This is a genomic window from Vogesella sp. XCS3, assembly GCF_020616155.1.
GTDB lineage: Bacteria > Pseudomonadota > Gammaproteobacteria > Burkholderiales > Chromobacteriaceae > Vogesella.
Genome location: NZ_CP085530.1, coordinates 781974 through 800868 on the forward strand (window position 1 = coordinate 781974; position 18895 = coordinate 800868).

Below are 18895 nucleotides of genomic sequence, written 5' to 3' on the forward strand. Positions count from 1 at the left end.
CGGCTGATGCGCACTGCATCAGGCTTGCTGCTCAAAGCCCTGCAGCACGTTCACGGCGTTGATGCCGATTTCGTCCACCATATAGCCGCCTTCCATCACAAACAGCGTCGGCACGCCCACGGCGGCAATGGCGGCGCCGATGCGGCTGAAATCGCCCGTACCCAGGCGGAAGTGGCTGATCGGGTCGCCTTCGTAGGTATCCACCCCCAGCGACACCACCAGCAGGTCGGGCCGGTATTGGCGCAGTTGGCCGCAAGCGTGTTGCAGCGCCTCGTCGTAGCCATCCCACGCCGTGCCGTGTGGCAGCGGGTAGTTCAGGTTAAAGCCCAAGCCGGCGCCACGGCCGGTTTCGTCGCGGTGGCCGGAAAAATACGGGTAGGAGCGGCGCGGGTCGCCGTGCAGCGACACAAACAGCACGTCGCTACGCTCGTAAAAGATGCTCTGCGTGCCGTTGCCGTGGTGAAAATCCACATCCAGCACCGCCACGCGCCGGCTGCCGTTGTCCAGGCTCCACTGCGCGGCAATGGCGGCGTTGTTCAGGTAGCAATAACCGCCCATATACTCGGCGGCGGCGTGGTGGCCGGGCGGGCGGCACAGGGCAAAGGCGCTGCGTTGGCCGCCATGCAGCAGGCTGGCGCCCGTTAGCGCCAGGTTGGCGCTGCTGCTTACGGCCTGCCATGTGCCGGCGGTAATGGCCACGCCGGCGTCCATGGCATAAAAGCCCAGCTTGCCGTCGATATATTCCGGCTCGATATCGCTACGCAAATCGCGCACCGGCCACACCAGTGGCAGCGCATCGTGGCTGTGGCCCAGCGCCTGCCACTCGGCCCAAGCCTGCTGCAAAAAGCGCACATAACGCGCGCTGTGCACGCGGGCGTAGTGTTGCGGCCCGAAAGCCTGCGGCGGCACGATATCGCCCAGCCCTACCTGCAGGCTGCGCGCCAGCACGATTTCGGCACGCTGCGGCATTTCAAAACACGGCGACACCTTGCCGTCTTTCAGTTCGCTGGCGTGGTGCAGTTGGTGGTCGGGGCTGTAGACGGTCAGCATGGTGGGCGCTCTTGTCAGAAAGGGATGCCAGATAGTCTACGGCGCACCGCTGGCAAAAATTTTGCTTTTCTTGCTATTGTTGGCCAGCATCCAGAAAAGAAAACGGCTAGAACGGCAAATATGAAAAAAGAAAACCCCACCGCAGCGCTGGACGATACCGACCTGGCCATATTGCGGCATGTACAGCAAGACGGCGCACTGTCTACCCCGCAGCTGGCCGAGCGCCTGGCGCTAAGCGTGACACCGTGCTGGCGCCGCCTCAAACGGCTGCAGGACGACGGCTATATCCGCGGCTACCAGGCCAACCTGGACCGCCGCCGCCTGGGCCTGGACGTGTTTGCCTACGTCAGCCTGAGCTTTGCCAGCGTAGGCAACCCGCAGCCCGCCGCATTCGAAGCCCTGGTACGCGACCACGCCCAGGTGCTGACATGCCACAAAGTCACCGGCAACGCCGACTACATGCTGCTGGTAGTGGCCAGCAACCTGGACCACTACAGCCAGTTTGTAGAGTGGCTGCGCGCCATCCCCGGTATACACACCATTCACTCCAACCTGGCGCTGAAAGAAGTGAAAGCAGACTACCGCCTGCCGTTGTGAAACACGCCCGCATAGGCCAGCGGCACATCTGGGGAAGGGCAAGCGTGTAGCCCGGATAAGCCAACGGCGCATCCGGGGAAGGGGGTAGCACCGGCAAACAGGCAGTAGGCGGGAGTGAAGGCAAAAGGTTGGCCGCACGCCTTGTATAAGGGTGATGCGGCCAACCTTTTATGGTGGGGTGGTCTGTCCCAGCTAGGTGAAGTTGGCTTCATTTGCTAGTCTCCCGCCCACAGGGGATGGTAATCATTATTGATCGTTGAAATACCGAACCTTGTTTTCTATCTGATCAATTAAGAAGCTCAAAACAGCTTTGAAGCTCTTTTCAGCATCAATGAGAGTGGACTTTCTTGTCTTTGCAAAAAATACCCCATCCACGAAAAAGAACAAGGTTTCTCCATCTTTACTAACGAAGCCATTGGTTTTGTCAATTCTAATAATGTCTCTAATTTCCCACTTTTGCTCCAGTGGGCATAGCTCGTAATTACCATTGGCGGATTTGAATTCTAGGTTGGTTTTTAGCTCATTGAAATCAATCTCTGAAATTTCCCTCAAAAAACCATCCTTCAGGAATACGGATTTATAATTTTCTATTTCGAAGAATGAGTAAATTATTTTTTCATCAGGATCTTTAAATTCCTCTATTCTTTGTATTACGTAAGGAATGGCGTTGTGTTTAAGACAATTATTTATATCGATGTAGATGCTACATCTTACACCGGAGTTACTACAAGGGTTGCAATATAGGAAATTCATGCAGTTATGATATTGTGTTATCTCACTACGGAATTCAAGGCTATTATTGTTGGGATCAAAAGCTAAGGAGGCTCTTTTTTTCTCTAAAACACCATACTCATGAAGTGTGCTTGATATGGCATCGGCCAGGTAACCAATCCAATAATGATAAAGATTGATGTCTTTTGCCTCAATACCACATTCTGCCTGCAGCCTTTCTTCGAATTTTTTCTTAAAAATATCTAGCGAAGATTTAGTCTTTTCTTCTTTTGTTAAGCAACTGTTTTCTATTAAGAAGCTCTTCCCAATTGGTCGATATTGAACCTTTCTTATTTTTCCTTTGCTCACCCCGATGTTGATCATGCAGTAAATGCAATAATAGTCTATCAGTGATGACATTGAGTTCAGGATTGCATCGCCTAGAGCTTGGTTTAGAGTTTTGAGATCCTTATCTTTGTCAGGACTGCCAAACTTAAGGTAATTTTCAATACATAGGTTGTGCGTTCTCTCTCTCTGAGTCACTAGGGCGTGAATGTTTTCTATTTTCTGAAATATATCTGATTCTATTTTTTTTGAGATATCAAATTTTTCCATTTTCCATTTTCCATATAATCAGGTAATCGATCCCCTTACTGCTGTTGCGGCCATCCAGCTCGTGTTAATCCGCCAAACCGTCGAATTAGACCTCGATGCGGCAACAATCCTGGTGGCTAGGATGCGTAAAGTCGATGAAAGACTACATTCGCTGCTTATCTGTCACCCATCCACATAGGCACTATTGACTGCTTGGCCGACAAACCGAAGTCCACGTTCTTGCCAGTGCATAACTGTTTTATGAACGGTCAACATCTCCAGCTCATGACGAAGGCCCCGCAACTGCAGGGCCTTTTCTTCGTGCAAAGCAAAATTTCATGCTTTGGCTATCGGAAATTGCAAACTTTGACTACAAAATTTCAATCTTTCCGATTTCTGACACCTCCTTTTAATCCCAGCTCAGCGCGCCGCCAGTCTGGTATTCGGTGACACGTGTCTCGAAGAAGTTTTTCTCTTTCTTCAGGTCGATCATTTCGCTCATCCACGGGAACGGGTTGTTCACGCCGGGGAACAGCTGGTCCAGGCCGATTTGCTGCATGCGGCGGTTGGCGATGAAGCGCAGGTATTCCTTGAACATGCTGGCGTTCAGGCCCAGTACGCCGCGTGGCATGGTGTCTTCGGCGTAGGCGTATTCCAGCTCTACGGCGTGCTTGAACAGCTCGGTGATCTCGGCCTTGAAGCTGTCGGTCCAGATTTCCGGCTGTTCCAGCTTGATGGTGTTGATCAGGTCGATGCCGAAGTTGCAGTGCATGGACTCGTCGCGCAGGATGTACTGGTACTGCTCGGCGGCGCCGGTCATCTTGTTCTGGCGGCCCAGCGCCAGGATTTGCACGAAGCCGACGTAGAAGAACAGGCCTTCCATGATGCAGGCAAACACGATCAGCGATTTCAGCAGGGTCTGGTCGGTTTCCAGGGTGCCGGTCTTGAATTCCGGGTTGCACAGCACGTTGATGAACGGCAGCAGGAATTCGTCTTTGTCGCGGATGGATTTGATTTCGTTGTAGGCGTTGAATACTTCGCCTTCGTCCAGGCCCAGGCTTTCCACGATGTACTGGTAGGCGTGGGTGTGGATGGCTTCGTCAAAGGCCTGGCGCAGCAGGAACTGGCGGCATTCCGGGCTGGTGATCTGGCGGTAGGTGCCCAGTACGATGTTGTTGGCGGCCAGGCTGTCGGCGGTTACAAAGAAGCCCAGGTTGCGCTTGACGATGCGCATTTCGTCTTCGGACAGCTGGCCGGTTTTCCACTGTTCGATGTCGCGCTGCATGTTTACTTCTTGCGGCATCCAGTGGTTGGCGCACTGGGCCAGGTATTTTTCCCACGCCCATTTGTGCTTGAACGGTACCAGCTGGTTCACGTCGGTTTTGCCGTTGATCACGCGTTTGTCTACGGCGTTTACACGGCCGGCTGCGGCGGCTGCCGGGGTGGCGGTAACAGGGGTGTCGTCGAAGGACAGGCTCATGGTTTGGCTCCAGTATTATCGGTTTGGGCGGGGGCGTTGGCGGCCCGCCCGGGTTGTCTGTTTGCGTGTAGCCGGTGCGTGTGGTGCTGGCCCGGGCTACGGTGGTGGCGCGCCGTCTGGTGGGAGGGCGCCGCGTCATCCCGAAACCGGCTGGGGGCAACCGGCTTGAGGATGGGTTGGCCGCGTGCGGCCAACCTTGGGTACGGGTTTACTGCTGCACGCCTGGCAATAGTTGCGGCTGCACGCTGTTGCTATCGTTTACTTTCCACATGCGCTGCATATGGCCGTAGTCGCGCTGGCGCGAGTCCAGCACGGTGGTGTCGGGGCGGTAATCCAGGTTGAAGCGGATGTCGCCCAGGTACACGCTTTGGCCGGCTTGCACGCTGAACGGCAGGTTCAGCGGCAGGGTAACGATGCGCGGCACGTTGATGGCCAGGTCGTCACCACCGGTATCGCTGCGCCAGCGTGCTACCGCGTGGCCCAGCTGGTAGCGCCCGGGCGGCAGGGCCAGTAGCTGCAGCTTGCCGTCTGCCGAGGTGCTGCCCACCGGGCCAAAGATGGTGTCCTGGGCAAAGTCGGCGCGCAGGCTGCCTGACAGTGCGTTGTCCACGCCGTACCAGTACAGCGTGGCGCTGGCGGTGTCTGGCGCGTAGGTGCGTACGGTCATGGCGACAATGGCATGGCCCTGGCCGGCTGGGGGCTGCACGCTGCCGCGCAGCTGGTCGGCGGTGGTGGCGCAGCCAGCCAGCAGGGTGGCCAGCGCGCAGGCAGCAAACAGTCGTGTCATGGTTTCTCCGGTGTGGCAGGCAGCTAGGCTGCCGGGCATCCCGAAACCGGCTGCGGGCAACCGGCTTGAGGATGGGTTGGCCGCATGCGGCCAACCCTGTACGGCGTTACAGCAAGAAGAAAGTTTTCAGAATGATCAGGAGCGTTACAACTTGCTCAAGATTGACTTCCAACTTCCAGCTCTTCGTGGTCAGCTTTAGCATGGTGTTATTCCATTCACTGAGCTGGCACCGGTGCCAACGTTAAATGTCGGCAAATTTATATAGCGCCTTGCGGGCGCTTGTGTGATCTGCCGGGCCCGGCAGATCACACGTCGGCTTGGTTTCAAAAAGCAAGGTTACTTCTCACCGATATTGCCTGCTCGGTGGCTGCAGGGCTTTTTGATTCCTCACCTTCAGCGGCTTGCCAGCCGCCGTCCGGTATGGCTAATACCGAAATCTACGGTCGGAGCCTTCGCTCCGACCAAACTTCCTTACTGGCAGCTTTCGCAATCCGGGTTGTCGATGCTGCAGAACTTGGCATCGGTGGCCGGGGTGGTGTCTACCACGGCTGCCGGGGCGGGTGCTGCGGCTGCGCCGCCTGCTACCGGTACGGCGTTCAGTTCGCCGCCACGGCCGGTGGATTTCTCGGCGGAGCTGGCGCCCAGGGTGCGCAGGTAGTAGGTGGTTTTCAGGCCTTTTACCCAGGCCAGCTTGTACAGCTCGTCCAGTTTCTTGCCCGATGCGCCGGCCATGTACAGGTTCAGCGATTGCGCCTGGTCGATCCATTTCTGGCGGCGGCTGGCGGCTTCTACCAGCCAGCTCGGGTCTACTTCGAACGCGGTGGCGTAGATGGCTTTCAGCTCGGCCGGTACGCGGTCGATGCGGCCCAGGCTGCCGTCGAAGTATTTCAGGTCGGCGACCATCACTTCGTCCCACAGGCCCAGTTTTTTCAGGTCGCGCACCAGGTATTCGTTGGTGACGGTGAATTCGCCGGACAGGTTGGATTTCACGAACAGGTTCTGGTAGGTCGGCTCGATAGAGGCAGACACACCAATGATGTTGGCGATGGTGGCGGTAGGGGCAATGGCCAGCACGTTGGAGTTACGCATGCCGTGTTCGGCGATGCGCTTGCGCAGGCTGCTCCAGTCCATGCGTTCGCTGCGGTCCATTTCCAGGTAGCCGCCGCGTTCGGCCGCCAGCAGGTTGATGCTGTCGTGCGGCAGGATGCCACGGTCCCACAGGCTGCCTTTGTACGACGGGTAGCGGCCGCGCTCTTCTGCCAGCTCGGTGCTGGCCAGGTAGGCGTAGTAGGCCACGGCTTCCATCGATACGTCGGCAAATTCCACGGCGTCGTTGCTGGCGTACGGTACGCGCATCTGGTGCAGGCAGTCCTGGAAACCCATGATGCCCATGCCTACCGGGCGGTGCTTCAGGTTGGAGTTGCGTGCTTTTTTCACCGGGTAGAAGTTGATGTCGATCACGTTGTCCAGCATGCGCAGGGCCACGCGTACGGTGCGTTGCAGCTTCTCGGTGTCCAGCTCGGGGCCGTTGGCGCCTTGTTTCAGGTGGCGCGCCAGGTTCACGGAACCCAGGTTGCACACGGCGATTTCGTCGTCGTTGGTGTTCAGGGTGATCTCGGTGCACAGGTTGCTGCTGTGTACCACGCCCATGTGCTGTTGCGGGCTACGGATGTTGCACGGGTCTTTGAAGGTAACCCATGGGTGGCCGGTTTCGAACAGCATGGTCAGCATCTTGCGCCACAGGCTCAGCGCCGGGATCTGCTTGAATACGCGCAGCTCGCCGTTGCGGCCTTTTTGCTCGTAGGCGGTGTAGGCTTTTTCGAAGGCCTGGCCGTAGATGTCGTGCAGGTCTGGCGTTTCGCTAGGCGAGAACAGGCTCCACTCGCCACCTTCCATCACACGCTTCATGAACAGGTCCGGGATCCAGTTGGCGGTGTTCATGTCGTGGGTGCGGCGGCGGTCGTCGCCGGTGTTCTTGCGCAGCTCCAGGAATTCTTCGATGTCGGCGTGCCAGGTTTCCAGGTAGGCACACACGGCGCCTTTGCGCTTGCCACCCTGGTTTACGGCCACGGCGGTGTCGTTGACTACTTTCAGGAACGGCACCACGCCTTGCGATTTGCCGTTGGTGCCCTTGATGTGGCTACCCATGGCGCGTACTGGCGTCCAGTCGTTACCCAGGCCACCGGCAAACTTGGACAGCAGGGCGTTTTCCTTGATGCCTTCGTAGATGCCGTCCAGGTCGTCGGCGATGGTGGTCAGGTAGCAGCTGGACAGCTGGCTACGACGGGTACCGGCGTTGAACAGGGTAGGGGTGGACGACATGAAGTCGAAGCTGGACAGCACGTTGTAGAAGGCGATGGCGCTTTCTTCGCGGTTTACTTCGTTCAGTGCCAGGCCCATGGCCACACGCATGTAGAAAGCCTGCGGCATTTCGATACGGGTGTCGTCGATGTGCAGGAAGTAGCGGTCGTACAGGGTTTGCAGGCCCAGGTAGCCAAACTGCAGGTCGCGTTCCGGTTTCAGCGCGGCGCCCAGTTTTTTCAGGTCGTATTCGCCCAGCTTTTCGTCCAGCAGCTCGGCGGCAATGCCTTTTTTCACGTAGCTAGGGAAGTACAGCGGGTAGTGCTGGCCCATTTCTTCCTGGCTGATGGCTTCGCCCAGGATTTCCAGGCGGATATTGCCCAGCAGCAGGCGGGCGGTTACGTAGTCGTAAGCCGGGTCTTGCTCGATCAGGGCGCGGGCGGCCAGGATGGACGATTTGTTGACTTCTTCTTCCGGTACGCCGTCGTAGATGTTCTTCAGCGTTTCGGACAAGATGGCGTCCACGTCGGTGGCGGCCAGGCCCTGGCAAGCGGATTCGATGGTGGCGCGCAGGCGGGCGATATCCAGCGGCAGCTTGCGGCCGTCTTTGCGGATCACGTTGATCTGGATCTGGTGCAGGGCTTCGCCACGGGCGGCGCGTTCTTGCGAGCGCTGGTCACGGTACAGCACGTAGGCGCGGGCCACGTCGTGCTCGCCGGCGCGCATCAGCGACAGCTCTACCTGATCCTGGATGTCTTCGATGTGGATGGCGCCGCCTTCCGGTTTGCGACGCATCAGGGCGCTGACCACGGCCTCGGTAAGGTGCGCCACTTTGTCGCGGATGCTGGCGGAGTTCACGCTTTGCGAGCCCATTACCGCCAGGAAGGTCTTGGTCATGGCGATAGAGATTTTTACCGGCTCGAAGGCCACCACGGCGCCATTGCGGCGAATGGTCTTGTACTGGCTGTAGTCGGCTTGCGGCGCGGCTGCGCGGCCCAGTTCGGCGGCGGTGTTGGCGTCGGTGGTGGTCAGTGGCATTGTCATTGCCCTCGTGATGGGTAGGTTATTCGATGCTTCCGGCGGCGGCGGGCATGTCTTTTTGGCATGCGGCACGCGGGCGGAAGGGGTCGCGCAGCGGTGGTGGCAGCCGGGCTGTGGACAACTCTGTTGAAAAGCTGTGTGCCAGCTGTGCACAAACACAATATATGCTGTTTTGACCGGAAAGCGACGCAAATTCTAGTGGTGAAGTGTGTGCGGGACAAGTCTTGACAGCTGCCGCAAAAAGCTGAAAGCCGCGCCAGTATTGGCTTTGCGCGGCAAACTTATTTTTGCGGCCTGCGCAGGGCGTGCGAAGGGGGCTAGCTACAACAAGGGTTTGCGGCTGCGTCACTTTCGCCACAGCGGGCGTTTTATGACAGGTGTTGCGCTGTTGCGACGGCCAAAAAGCAAAAAGGGCGGTTTTCACCGCCCTTGAACACTATATGTTGTGCCTAGCTGAGCCAGATCAAACTGGCCATGCGGCCGGTTATTTGGTCGCGCCGGTAGGAAAAGAAGCGTTCGCGCTCTATCACGGTGCAGGCGTCGCCACCGTAAACGGCGGTTACGCCGGCTGCGGCCAACCTTTGCCGCGCCAGCAGGTAGATGTCGGCCAGGTATTTGCCATCGGCAATGGCGTCGAATGCGGCGGCTGCATGGCTGTCATGCGCCATGAAGGCGGCGCGCACCTCGGCCCCCACCTCGAAAGCCTCGGGGCCGATGGCCGGCCCCAGGTAGGCTACCAGGTTGGCCGCAGGCTCGCCCATGGCGGCAATGGTGGCCTCGATGACGCCGCCGCACAGGCCGCGCCAGCCGGCGTGGGCCGCGCCCACCACGGTGCCGGCACGGTCGGCCAGCAGTACGGGCAGGCAGTCTGCCGTCATCACGGCGCAGACCGCGCCCGGGGTGCGGCTGAAGCTGGCGTCGGCTACCGGTACGCTACCGGGTGCCACCGTGGCGGCGTCCACCACGGTAATGCCGTGCACCTGCTGCAGCCAGGCGGGCTCGGCAGGTAGTGCGGCGCGCAGCAGGGCGCGGTTGGCCGCTACGTTGGCCGCCTCGTCGCCTACGTGGTCGCCCAGGTTCAGGCTGGCGTAGGGCGCGGGGCTGACGCCGCCGTGGCGGGTGGTGACCAGGCTGCCCACGTTGGCCGCAGCGGGCCAGTCTGGCGTAAACCAGCCGGTGTCTGCTGCGGGCGTGTGCATGGGCTTAGCGAACATAGTGCACTTCGACGTCGTAGTTATCGTCATCCCAGTCATCGTCGTCGTCTTCGTCCAGGGCTTCGGCTTTGGCGGCGGCTTTGGCGTTGGCGGCAGCGAATTTCTCGTCGCGTTCGGCGCGCAGCAGCGCCAGCAGCTGCTTCATGTCGTCTGGCAGCGGGGCTTTCCAGCCCATTTCCTTGCCGGTAGCCGGGTGCACCAGCGCCAGCGAGTAGGCGTGCAGTGCCTGGCGCGCCAGCGCTTTGACAGCGGCATCGGCCGCTTCGCTACCGTGGTGGCGCGGGTTGCCGTAGGTGGCGTCGCCGGCCAGCGGGTGCTTGGCTTCGCGCATGTGCACGCGAATCTGGTGGGTGCGGCCGGTTTCCAGCTTGCACTCTACGTAGCTGAAGTCTTCGTAGCGTTCCAGTACGCGCAGGTGGGTAATGGCCGGCTTGCCGCCAAAACGCAGCACGGCCATTTTCAGGCGGTTGTGCGGGTCGCGGCCGATCAGGGTTTCGATCTTGCCGTCGTAGGGCACCACGCCGGTAGCCACGCAGCGGTAGATACGCTTGACGGTACGTGCCTGTAGCTGCTGCACCAGGTCGGTCTGCGCCAGCAGGGTTTTGGCCACCACCATCAGGCCGGAGGTGTCTTTATCCAGGCGGTGCACAATGCCGGCACGCGGAATGTGGGTGAGCTCGGGGTTGCGGTGCAGCAGGCCGTTCAGCAGGGTGCCGGTCCAGTTGCCGGACGCCGGGTGTACCACCAGGCCGGCGGGTTTGTTCACCACCATGATGTGTTCGTCTTCGTACACCACGGGGAAATCCACTGGCTCGGCGGTGTAGGCCAGCGCTTCGGGCTGCGGGATCACTTCCACAGTGATGGTTTCGCCGCCCAGGAGCTTGGTCTTGCCGGGCATGTGCTTGCCGTCCAGCAGCACTTTGCCGTCTTTGATCCATTGGGTCATGCGGCTGCGCGAGTACTCGGGCAGCAGTTTGGTGAGCGCCGCATCCAGGCGATCGCCGGAAAATTCGTAAGGTACGGAAAGTTGCTGCGCCTCGCCGCCGGCGCCGCTTTCCCCTTCGCTGTCCGCAATATCGTCGTCCAGCAGTTCGTCGGCGAGAATGTCTTGTTCGTTCATGGCTTTGTGGCGTGAGGTAAATCGGGCGATTTTAAAGCAGTCTGGCTTGCTTGTCCTGTTGGCGTGGCAGCCAGATGACAGGTAACTGGGCTGCAACGGGTGCTTCATGGCGGGGTAATCGTCGGGCCGTACTATCAAACGGCTGTTCTACACCAACCAACCACCTGTTTATAGAGTGCCATGAGCAAAAACAACTTTACCCCGCTGGCTAACGGCGCAGACCCGGACGATATCGGCAACAACTCGTCGAACAACCCCACCATGCACGACATTCTGGCCGCACGTATCGGCCGCCGCGGCTTTATGCTGGGCTCGGCCGGTGCCGCCGTATTTGGCAGCATGGGGCTTACCGGCTGTCTGGGCCTGGGTGGCTCGTCCGCCAGTAGCGCTGCGCCTGCTGCGGCAGCATCCGAAACCCTGCTGGGCTTCAAGCCGGTAGCCAAGAGCCTTGCCGATGCCTTTATCGTGCCAGAGGGCTACACCGCCAGCGTGATCTACGCCAAAGGCGACCCGCTGTTTGCCGGCGTGGCCGCATTCAAGAATGACGGCACCGACACCGGCTACGACCAGCGCGCCGGCGACCACCACGACGGCATGCAGTACTTTGGCCTGAACGCCGCCGGCAAGGCCGACCAGACCGGCGCCAGCCGTGGCCTGCTGGCCATGAACCACGAGTACATCGAGCAGGTAACCCTGTTTGCCGCCGGCCCGACAGCGCTGCCACGCCCGGCCGCCGAGGCGGATATCGAGATCGCCTGCCATGGCGTGTCGGTAGTGGAGGTGGCCAAAGGCAGCAACGGCCGCTTTGCTACCGTGCAAACCAGCCCGTTCAACCGCCGCGTCACCGCGGAAACCACCATCGAGCTGGCTGGCCCGGCCCGCGGCAGCAGCCTGCTGGTAACCAAGTTTTCTACCGATGGCACCCGTACCCGCGGCACGGTGAACAACTGCGGCACCGGTAAAACCCCGTGGGGCACGCTGCTGACCGGCGAAGAAAACTGGTCTGGCTATTTCAAGCGTGGTAGCGACGCTGCCGCTCGCAGCGCCAAAGAAATCGCGGCGCTGACACGCTATGGCCGCGGTGTGAATGCCAGCAGCCGCTACGGCTGGGAAACCGCCGGCACCGACGACCGCTATGTGCGCTGGGACATCACCGCTACCGGTGCCAGCGCCGCTGCCGACTACCGCAACGAGATCAACGGCCAGGGGTATATGACCGAAATCAACCCCTACGACCGCAATAGCGTAGTGAAAAAGCGCACGTCTACCGGCCGCTTTGCGCACGAAGGCGCGGCGTTCTCGCTGCTGAAAACCGGCAAGCCGCTGGCTATCTATATGGGCGACGATTCGCAGTTTGAATATATCTATAAGTATGTGTCGGACGCAGTATGGGACCCGGCCGACGCCAAACCGGCCGACCCGATGGCCACCGGCGATAAGTACCTGGACAAGGGCAAGCTGTACGTGGCCAAGTTCAACGCCGACGGCACCGGTAACTGGCTGGAGTTGTCGATGGCCAACCCGCTCATCGCCGGCTACAGCGCTTACGCCTTTGCCGACCAGGCCGACATTCTGGTGAACGCCCGCCTGGCCGCCGATGCAGCCGGTGCCACCAAGATGGACCGCCCGGAGTGGAGCTCCACTCACCCCACCACCGGCGACATCTACTTTACGCTCACCAACAACGGCAACCGTGTTGCCAGCGGTAGCGACGCCAGCAAGGTGGTAGATGCGGCCAACCCGCGCAGCTACACCGACGTCAAGAATGGCACCAGCACTCAGAAGGGCAACGTCAACGGCCACATCCTGCGTCTGGCCGAGCAGGGCGACGCCAACGCTACCACCTTCAAGTGGGACGTGTATCTGTTTGGTTCCGAAGCCGGTGCCATTGCCAGCATCAACCTGTCCGGCCTGACCGACGTTAACGACTTCTCCAGCCCCGACGGCCTGCAATTTGCCGAGAGCACCGGCATTTGCTGGATCCAGACCGATGATGGCGCCTACAACGACATGACCAACGACCAGATGCTGGCCGCGCTGCCAGGCCGTGTAGGCGACGGGGGTAAAGTGTCGGTTGCCAACGGCAGCGTGCTGGTGGATACCTATGTCGGCAAGAAGCCTACCAGCGATACGCTGAAACGCTTCCTGGTAGGCCCGAAAGGCTGCGAGGTGACCGGCGTGGCAGAAACACCGGACGGCAAGGTGATGTTTGTCAACATCCAGCACCCGGGCGAAGGCACAGCGGTGGGCGACCTGGGCGACCCCAGCAAATATGTCAGCCAGTGGCCGTCCAATAGCGGCTACGGTGCCGGCAAGCGCCCGCGCTCGGCCACGGTGATGATTACCAAGAACGACGGCGGCCGCATCGGCACCTGATGTCTGCCCGCGCGAGCCACACCGCCTGCCGGCCTGCCCGGCGGGCGGTTTTTTTATGGAGATGGGGCGCGTTACGGCGAGAAACTGCTGCCAGGCGTGCGCAAACAGCAGTTTTGGTTATAATCGTGCGCAGTCAAACAAGGACACCTCATGAAAAAAAGCTTTGTAGCCTTGCTGGCCGTCGTATTGATGGCAGGTTGTGCCTCGGTGGAGCCGCAGGACGAAACCCGTGGCTGGACGGTAGACCAGATCTACGCCGAAGCCCGTGACGAACTGAACGGTGGTAACTACACCCGCGCCCTCAAGCTTTATGAAACCTTGCAGGCACGCTTCCCTTATGGCCGCCACGCGCAGCAAGCGCTGATGGATCAGGCTTATACGCACTACAAGGATAGCGAGCCGGAGCTGGCCATTGCTGCGGCCAACCGTTTCCTGCGCCTGTACCCGGCGCACGCCAGTGCCGACTATATGTACTACCTCAAAGGCCTGGTGCACTTCAACGATGACACCAGTTTCCTGGCGCGCGCCACCGGCCAGGACATCAGCGAGCGTGACCCGAAGGCCGCACGCGAGTCGTTTAACGACTTCCGCGAGCTGATTGCCCGCTACCCGCAAAGCCGTTACGCCGAAGACGCCACGCTGAAAATGCAGCATCTGGCGGCAGCGCTGGGTGGGCACGAGATGCACGTGGCCCGCTACTACATGAAGCGCGAAGCCTGGCTGGCTGCCGTCAACCGTGCGCAGTCCGTGGTGCAGGAATACGCCAATACCGGCCATAACGAAGAGGCGCTGGCCATCATGGAGCAGGCCTACGGCAAGCTGGGCATGACTGCCTTGCAAGCCGATACCCGCCGCATTCTGGCGCTGAACTTCCCGCAAAGCGCCTACCTGACGCAGCCGTGGGAATACCGCGGCCAACCTTGGTGGAAGTTCTGGGGCTAAGTTTGCCCCGGTGCGTGGCACCGAACCGCCAAGATAAACAAAGCCCCGCTGGCATCTGGCGGGGCTTTTCTTATGCGCACCTGGCGGCGTAGCAAGGTTGGCCGCAGGCGTGAAAAAGCCCGCCACTCGGGCGGGCAGGGTGGGCCGGCGGGCGGTGTTATACCGCGTCTTCGCCGGTTTCGCCGGTGCGGATGCGCACCACTTGCTCTACCGGGTAAACAAAAATCTTGCCATCACCGATCTTGCCGGTACGCGCGGTCTGGATGATGGCTTCGATAGCGCGGTCTACCAGATCGTCGGCAATCACTACCTCGATTTTTACCTTGGGCAGGAAGTCCACCACGTACTCGGCACCACGGTACAGCTCGGTGTGGCCCTTCTGGCGGCCAAAGCCTTTTACCTCGGTAACGGTCAGGCCGTTGATGCCAATGTCAGATAAAGCCTCGCGCACTTCATCCAGCTTGAACGGTTTGATGACTGCTTCGACTTTTTTCATGGATCGCAACTCCTTGTATGGATAGGGCAAAGCGGGCTGTTGGCAGCATGATTGTCTGGCAATATTCCACCTGCGGCCTTATAAAAGCGGGGGATTGCGTGTATTATTACGCGCTTTCCTGATCCTTGTCTCCATTGTTGCGGGTATACAATGTCGCACATTCTTAAGCTGCGGGGCGGCGTCGCCCTGTCCCAGTTCCGACTTGATAAACTCTTGGCCAATGCGCGCGAAGCCGGTCTACCAGACCTGACTATCGCCGCCGAATACTGGCACTTCGCCGAAAGCGAGTCGCCGCTATCCGAGGCACAAGTTGCCGTGCTGGAAAAACTGCTGACCTATGGCGAACCGCCGCTGGCACAGGAACCAACGGGTGAATTCTTCCTGGTTACGCCCCGCTTGGGCACCTTGTCACCGTGGGCATCCAAAGCGACCGACATCGCTCGCCACTGTGGCCTGGAAAATGTTTTGCGCATCGAGCGCGGCATTGCGTATCACGTCCAGTCTGCTACCCCGTTTACCGAAGAGGCTCGCCAGCGTTTGGCGGGCCTCTTGCACGATCGCATGACAGAAACCGTGCTGGCCAGCCTGGCCGACGCGGACCGCCTGTTCGTGCACGTTGACCCCCAGCCGCTGTCTACCGTAGACATCCTGGGTGGCGGCAAGGCTGCGCTGGACGCGGCCAACGCCGACATGGGCCTGGCCCTGTCGCCGGACGAGGTGGACTACCTGGTAGAAAACTTCATCAAGCTGCAGCGCAACCCTAGCGACGTCGAGCTGATGATGTTCGCCCAGGCGAACTCCGAGCACTGCCGTCACAAGATCTTCAATGCGCAGTTCGTGATTGACGGCGTAGAGCAGGGCAAGTCGCTGTTCCGCATGATTCGCGACACGCACGACGCGCACCCGCAGGGTACCCGCGTAGCGTACAAGGACAACGCCTCGGTGATCGATGGCGCCACCATCGAGCGCTTCTACCCGCAGCCGGGCAGCCACACCTACGCCTATAGCGAAGAGCCGACCCACATCCTGATGAAGGTGGAAACCCACAACCACCCGACCGCGATTTCCCCGTTCCCTGGCGCATCCACCGGTAACGGCGGCGAAATCCGCGACGAAGGCGCTACCGGCCGTGGCTCGCGCCCGAAAGCCGGCCTGTCGGGCTTTACCGTGTCCAACCTGAACGTACCGGGCTTCCAGCAACCGTGGGAAGCTAAGCAGTACGGCAAGCCGGGCCGCATCGCGTCCGCGCTGGACATCATGATCGAAGGCCCGATCGGCGGCGCTGCGTTCAACAACGAATTCGGCCGCCCGAACCTGGCCGGTTACTTCCGTACCTTTGAAGACGACTTCCAGGGCGAGCGCCGTGGCTACCACAAGCCGATCATGATCGCCGGTGGCCTGGGCAACATCCAGGAACAGCAAATCTTCAAGAACGAGATTCCGGAAGGCGCACTGCTGATCCAGCTGGGCGGCCCAAGCCTGCTGATCGGCCTGGGTGGTGGCGCGGCATCCTCGATGGATACCGGTGCCAACAGCGAAAACCTGGACTTCGATTCGGTGCAGCGCGGTAACCCGGAAATCGAACGCCGTTGCCAGGAAGTGATCGACCGCTGCTGGCAGCGCGGTGCGGCCAACCCCATCGTGTCCATTCACGACGTGGGTGCCGGCGGCCTGTCCAACGCCTTCCCGGAACTGGTGAACGACGCCGGCCGTGGCGCCATCTTCCACCTGCGCAAAGTGCATCTGGAAGAAAAAGGCATGACCCCGATGCAGATCTGGTCCAACGAATCGCAAGAGCGTTACGTGATGGCCGTGATGCCGGAAGACCTGGCTACCTTTACCGAGATCTGCGAGCGCGAGCGCTGCCCGTTTGCCGTGATGGGCGTGGCCACCGATGACGGCCACCTGCAAGTGCGCGACGACTACTTCGACAACAAGCCGGTAGACATGCCGCTGGAAGTGCTGCTGGGCAAACCGCCGCGCATGACCCGCGACGTGAAAACCGTGCCGGTAAGCACCGACGCGCTGAACGCCGCGCAGTACGAGCTGAAAGAATCGGCGTACCGCGTGCTGCGCAACCCGACCGTGGCCGACAAGAGCTTCCTGATTACCATCGGCGACCGTACCGTGGGCGGCATGACCGCACGCGACCAGATGGTAGGCCCGTGGCAGGTGCCGGTAGCCGACGTGGCCGTAACTGCGATGGGCTTCAACACCACGCTGGGCGAAGCGATGTCCATGGGCGAGCGCACCCCGGTAGCCCTGTTTGACGCGCCGGCTGCTGGCCGCGTGTCGGTAGGCGAGTCGCTGCTGAACCTGGCTGCGGCCAACGTTGGCGAGCTGGGCAATGTGAAGCTGTCTGCCAACTGGATGGCCGCTGCCGGCCACGCTGGCGAAGACGCCAAGCTGTACGCCACCGTGAAAGCCATTTCCGACCTGTGCGTAGCCATTGATGTGAGCATTCCGGTGGGCAAGGACTCGCTGTCGATGAAGACGGTGTGGGAAGAGGGCGGCGAGAAAAAAGCGGTAACTGCGCCGCTGTCGCTGATCATTTCCGCGTTTGCCCCGGTGGCCGACGTACGCAAAACCGTGACCCCGCAGCTGCGTGCGGCCGATAGCGCCTTGCTGCTGCTGGACCTGGGCGAAGGCAAAAACCGCCTGGGCGGCTCCATCTTCGGCCAGGTGTGGAACGATATGAACGGCCAGGCGCCGGACGTAGACAGCGCCGACAAGCTGGCTTCCGCCTTTACCGTGATCCAGTCACTGGTAGAAGACGGCAAGCTGCTGGCCTACCACGACCGCTCCGACGGCGGCCTGTTCGCCACACTGGCCGAGATGTGCTTTGCCGGCCATCTGGGCGCGCAAGTCGAGCTGTCCATGCTGACCGGTGGCGATGCGGCCAACGTCAACGCCGTGCTGTTCAACGAAGAGTTGGGCGCGGTGCTGCAAGTGGCTGCCGACGAGATCGATAACGTGCTGAAGCGCTTCGAGATCATGGGTCTGGCGGCCAACGTATCGGTAATTGGCGTACCAGCTACCGATGGCGTACTGCGCCTGGTGCACAGCGAAGACGAGCTGTTTGCCCAAAGCCGCGTGGCTCTGCAGCAAGCCTGGTCGGAAACCAGCTACCGCCTGCAGCGCCTGCGTGACAACCCGGCCGGTGCCGATAGCGAGTACGCGCAGATCGCTGACGACGCTTCGCGCGGCCTGTTTGCCGAGCTGACCTTCAATACCGAAGACAATCCGGCGGCGCCATTCATCGCTACCGGTGCGCGCCCGCGCATCGCCATCCTGCGCGAGCAGGGCGTGAACGGCCAGATCGAGATGGGCGCTGCCTTTACCCGTGCCGGCTTCGAGGCGGTGGACGTGCACATGTCCGACGTGATTGCCGGCCGTGTGCAGCTGGCCGACTTCAAAGGTCTGGCCGCGTGCGGCGGCTTTAGCTACGGCGACGTGCTGGGTGCCGGCGAAGGCTGGGCCAAGAGCATTCTGTTCAACGGCCAGGCGCGCGAGCAGTTCGAAGCCTTCTTCGGCCGCAGCGATACCTTTGCGCTGGGTGTGTGCAACGGTTGCCAGATGATGTCCAACCTGTCGGATATCATCCCTGGCGCCCAGCACTGGCCGAAGCTGAAGCGTAACGCGTCCGAGCAGTTCGAAGCCCGCTTCGCAATGGTGGAAGTGACCGAGTCGCCGTCCATCTTCCTGCAGGACATGATCGGCTCCAAGCTGCCGGTAGTGGTATCGCACGGCGAAGGCCGCGCGGTATTTGCACCGGGCGCGCAAGAGCAGGTGTTGACGGCACTGCGCTACGTGGACTTCAACGGTCAAGCCACCGAAACCTACCCGATGAACCCGAACGGTTCGCCGGCAGGTATTACTGGCGTGACCACGCCGGACGGCCGCTTCACCATCATGATGCCGCACCCGGAGCGCGTGTTCCGTACCATCCAGAACAGCTGGCACCCGGAAAGCTGGGGCGAAAACGGCGGCTGGTTCCGCATGTTTGCCAGCGCCCGCCGCTGGATCGGCTAAGGTTGGCCGCAAGCTGACAGCAAAACGCCCCGATATGTCGGGGCGTTTTTTTATGCCTGGCTGGCTGCAGGCGTGCAGGGCGGCTTATGGGTGATGCGGCGCTTGAAACGCGGAAGGTTGCCATTATTTATGGCAGTAGAAATGCAAAAAGCGC

Annotated in this window: 13 protein-coding genes; 4 read left to right on the forward strand and 9 right to left on the reverse strand. The window is 60.4% G+C overall.

The genetic code is table 11. From position 1 onward, the window contains the following. Nucleotides 1-18: 18 nt before the first annotated feature. A complete protein-coding gene (locus LCH97_RS03585; protein WP_227303441.1) occupies nt 19-1050 on the reverse strand; it encodes a histone deacetylase family protein in 1032 nt (343 codons plus the stop codon). A gap of 120 nt (nt 1051-1170) precedes the next feature. Between LCH97_RS03585 and LCH97_RS03590 the strand changes: the two genes are divergently transcribed. Next, entirely contained in the window at nt 1171-1647 is a 477-nt protein-coding gene (locus tag LCH97_RS03590; protein ID WP_227303442.1) for an Lrp/AsnC family transcriptional regulator, read from the forward strand. 246 nt (nt 1648-1893) lie between these two features. Here LCH97_RS03590 and LCH97_RS03595 read toward each other — a convergent pair whose 3' ends face one another. From LCH97_RS03595 to rluD, 7 genes are all read right to left on the reverse strand, one after another. Next, on the reverse strand, nt 1894-2973 hold the full coding sequence (locus LCH97_RS03595) for a hypothetical protein (protein WP_227303443.1): 1080 nt from the start codon (nt 2971-2973) through the stop codon (nt 1894-1896). Nucleotides 2974-3361: 388 nt separating this feature from the next. Beyond that, the gene (locus LCH97_RS03600; protein WP_227303444.1) at nt 3362-4432 is read right to left on the reverse strand and encodes a ribonucleotide-diphosphate reductase subunit beta; all 1071 of its coding nucleotides are present in this window, start codon (nt 4430-4432) and stop codon (nt 3362-3364) included. Between the two features lie 208 nt (nt 4433-4640). Beyond that, nucleotides 4641-5219 carry a hypothetical protein gene (locus LCH97_RS03605; RefSeq protein ID WP_227303445.1) on the reverse strand — a complete coding sequence of 193 codons (579 nt, stop codon included), beginning with the start codon at nt 5217-5219 and terminating at the stop codon, nt 4641-4643. A 471-nt stretch (nt 5220-5690) separates the two neighbouring features. Next, nucleotides 5691-8558: a ribonucleoside-diphosphate reductase subunit alpha gene (locus tag LCH97_RS03610; RefSeq protein ID WP_227303446.1), complete on the reverse strand. Its 2868-nt coding sequence runs from the start codon at nt 8556-8558 to the stop codon at nt 5691-5693. Between the two features lie 25 nt (nt 8559-8583). Then, on the reverse strand, nt 8584-8985 hold the full coding sequence (locus tag LCH97_RS03615; RefSeq protein ID WP_227303447.1) for a hypothetical protein: 402 nt from the start codon (nt 8983-8985) through the stop codon (nt 8584-8586). A 25-nt stretch (nt 8986-9010) separates the two neighbouring features. Next, nucleotides 9011-9760 (reverse strand): peptidoglycan editing factor PgeF, encoded by a 750-nt coding sequence (pgeF, locus tag LCH97_RS03620; RefSeq protein WP_227303448.1) that lies wholly within the window; start codon nt 9758-9760, stop codon nt 9011-9013. A gap of 4 nt (nt 9761-9764) precedes the next feature. Beyond that, nucleotides 9765-10895, reverse strand: coding sequence for a 23S rRNA pseudouridine(1911/1915/1917) synthase RluD (rluD, locus tag LCH97_RS03625; RefSeq protein WP_017509602.1), 1131 nt, complete (start codon nt 10893-10895; stop codon nt 9765-9767). Between the two features lie 180 nt (nt 10896-11075). Between rluD and LCH97_RS03630 the strand changes: the two genes are divergently transcribed. Both LCH97_RS03630 and LCH97_RS03635 read left to right on the forward strand, forming a co-directional pair. Beyond that, nucleotides 11076-13271, forward strand: coding sequence for a PhoX family phosphatase (locus LCH97_RS03630; RefSeq protein WP_227303449.1), 2196 nt, complete (start codon nt 11076-11078; stop codon nt 13269-13271). Nucleotides 13272-13421: 150 nt separating this feature from the next. Further along, nucleotides 13422-14213 carry an outer membrane protein assembly factor BamD gene (locus tag LCH97_RS03635; RefSeq protein ID WP_227303450.1) on the forward strand — a complete coding sequence of 264 codons (792 nt, stop codon included), beginning with the start codon at nt 13422-13424 and terminating at the stop codon, nt 14211-14213. A gap of 157 nt (nt 14214-14370) precedes the next feature. Here LCH97_RS03635 and LCH97_RS03640 read toward each other — a convergent pair whose 3' ends face one another. After that, the gene (locus LCH97_RS03640; RefSeq protein ID WP_017509599.1) at nt 14371-14709 is read right to left on the reverse strand and encodes a P-II family nitrogen regulator; all 339 of its coding nucleotides are present in this window, start codon (nt 14707-14709) and stop codon (nt 14371-14373) included. 150 nt (nt 14710-14859) lie between these two features. Between LCH97_RS03640 and purL the strand changes: the two genes are divergently transcribed. Then, nucleotides 14860-18741, forward strand: a complete 3882-nt coding sequence (purL, locus tag LCH97_RS03645; protein WP_227303451.1) for a phosphoribosylformylglycinamidine synthase — start codon at nt 14860-14862, stop codon at nt 18739-18741. The last annotated feature ends 154 nt before the right edge of the window (nt 18742-18895 follow it).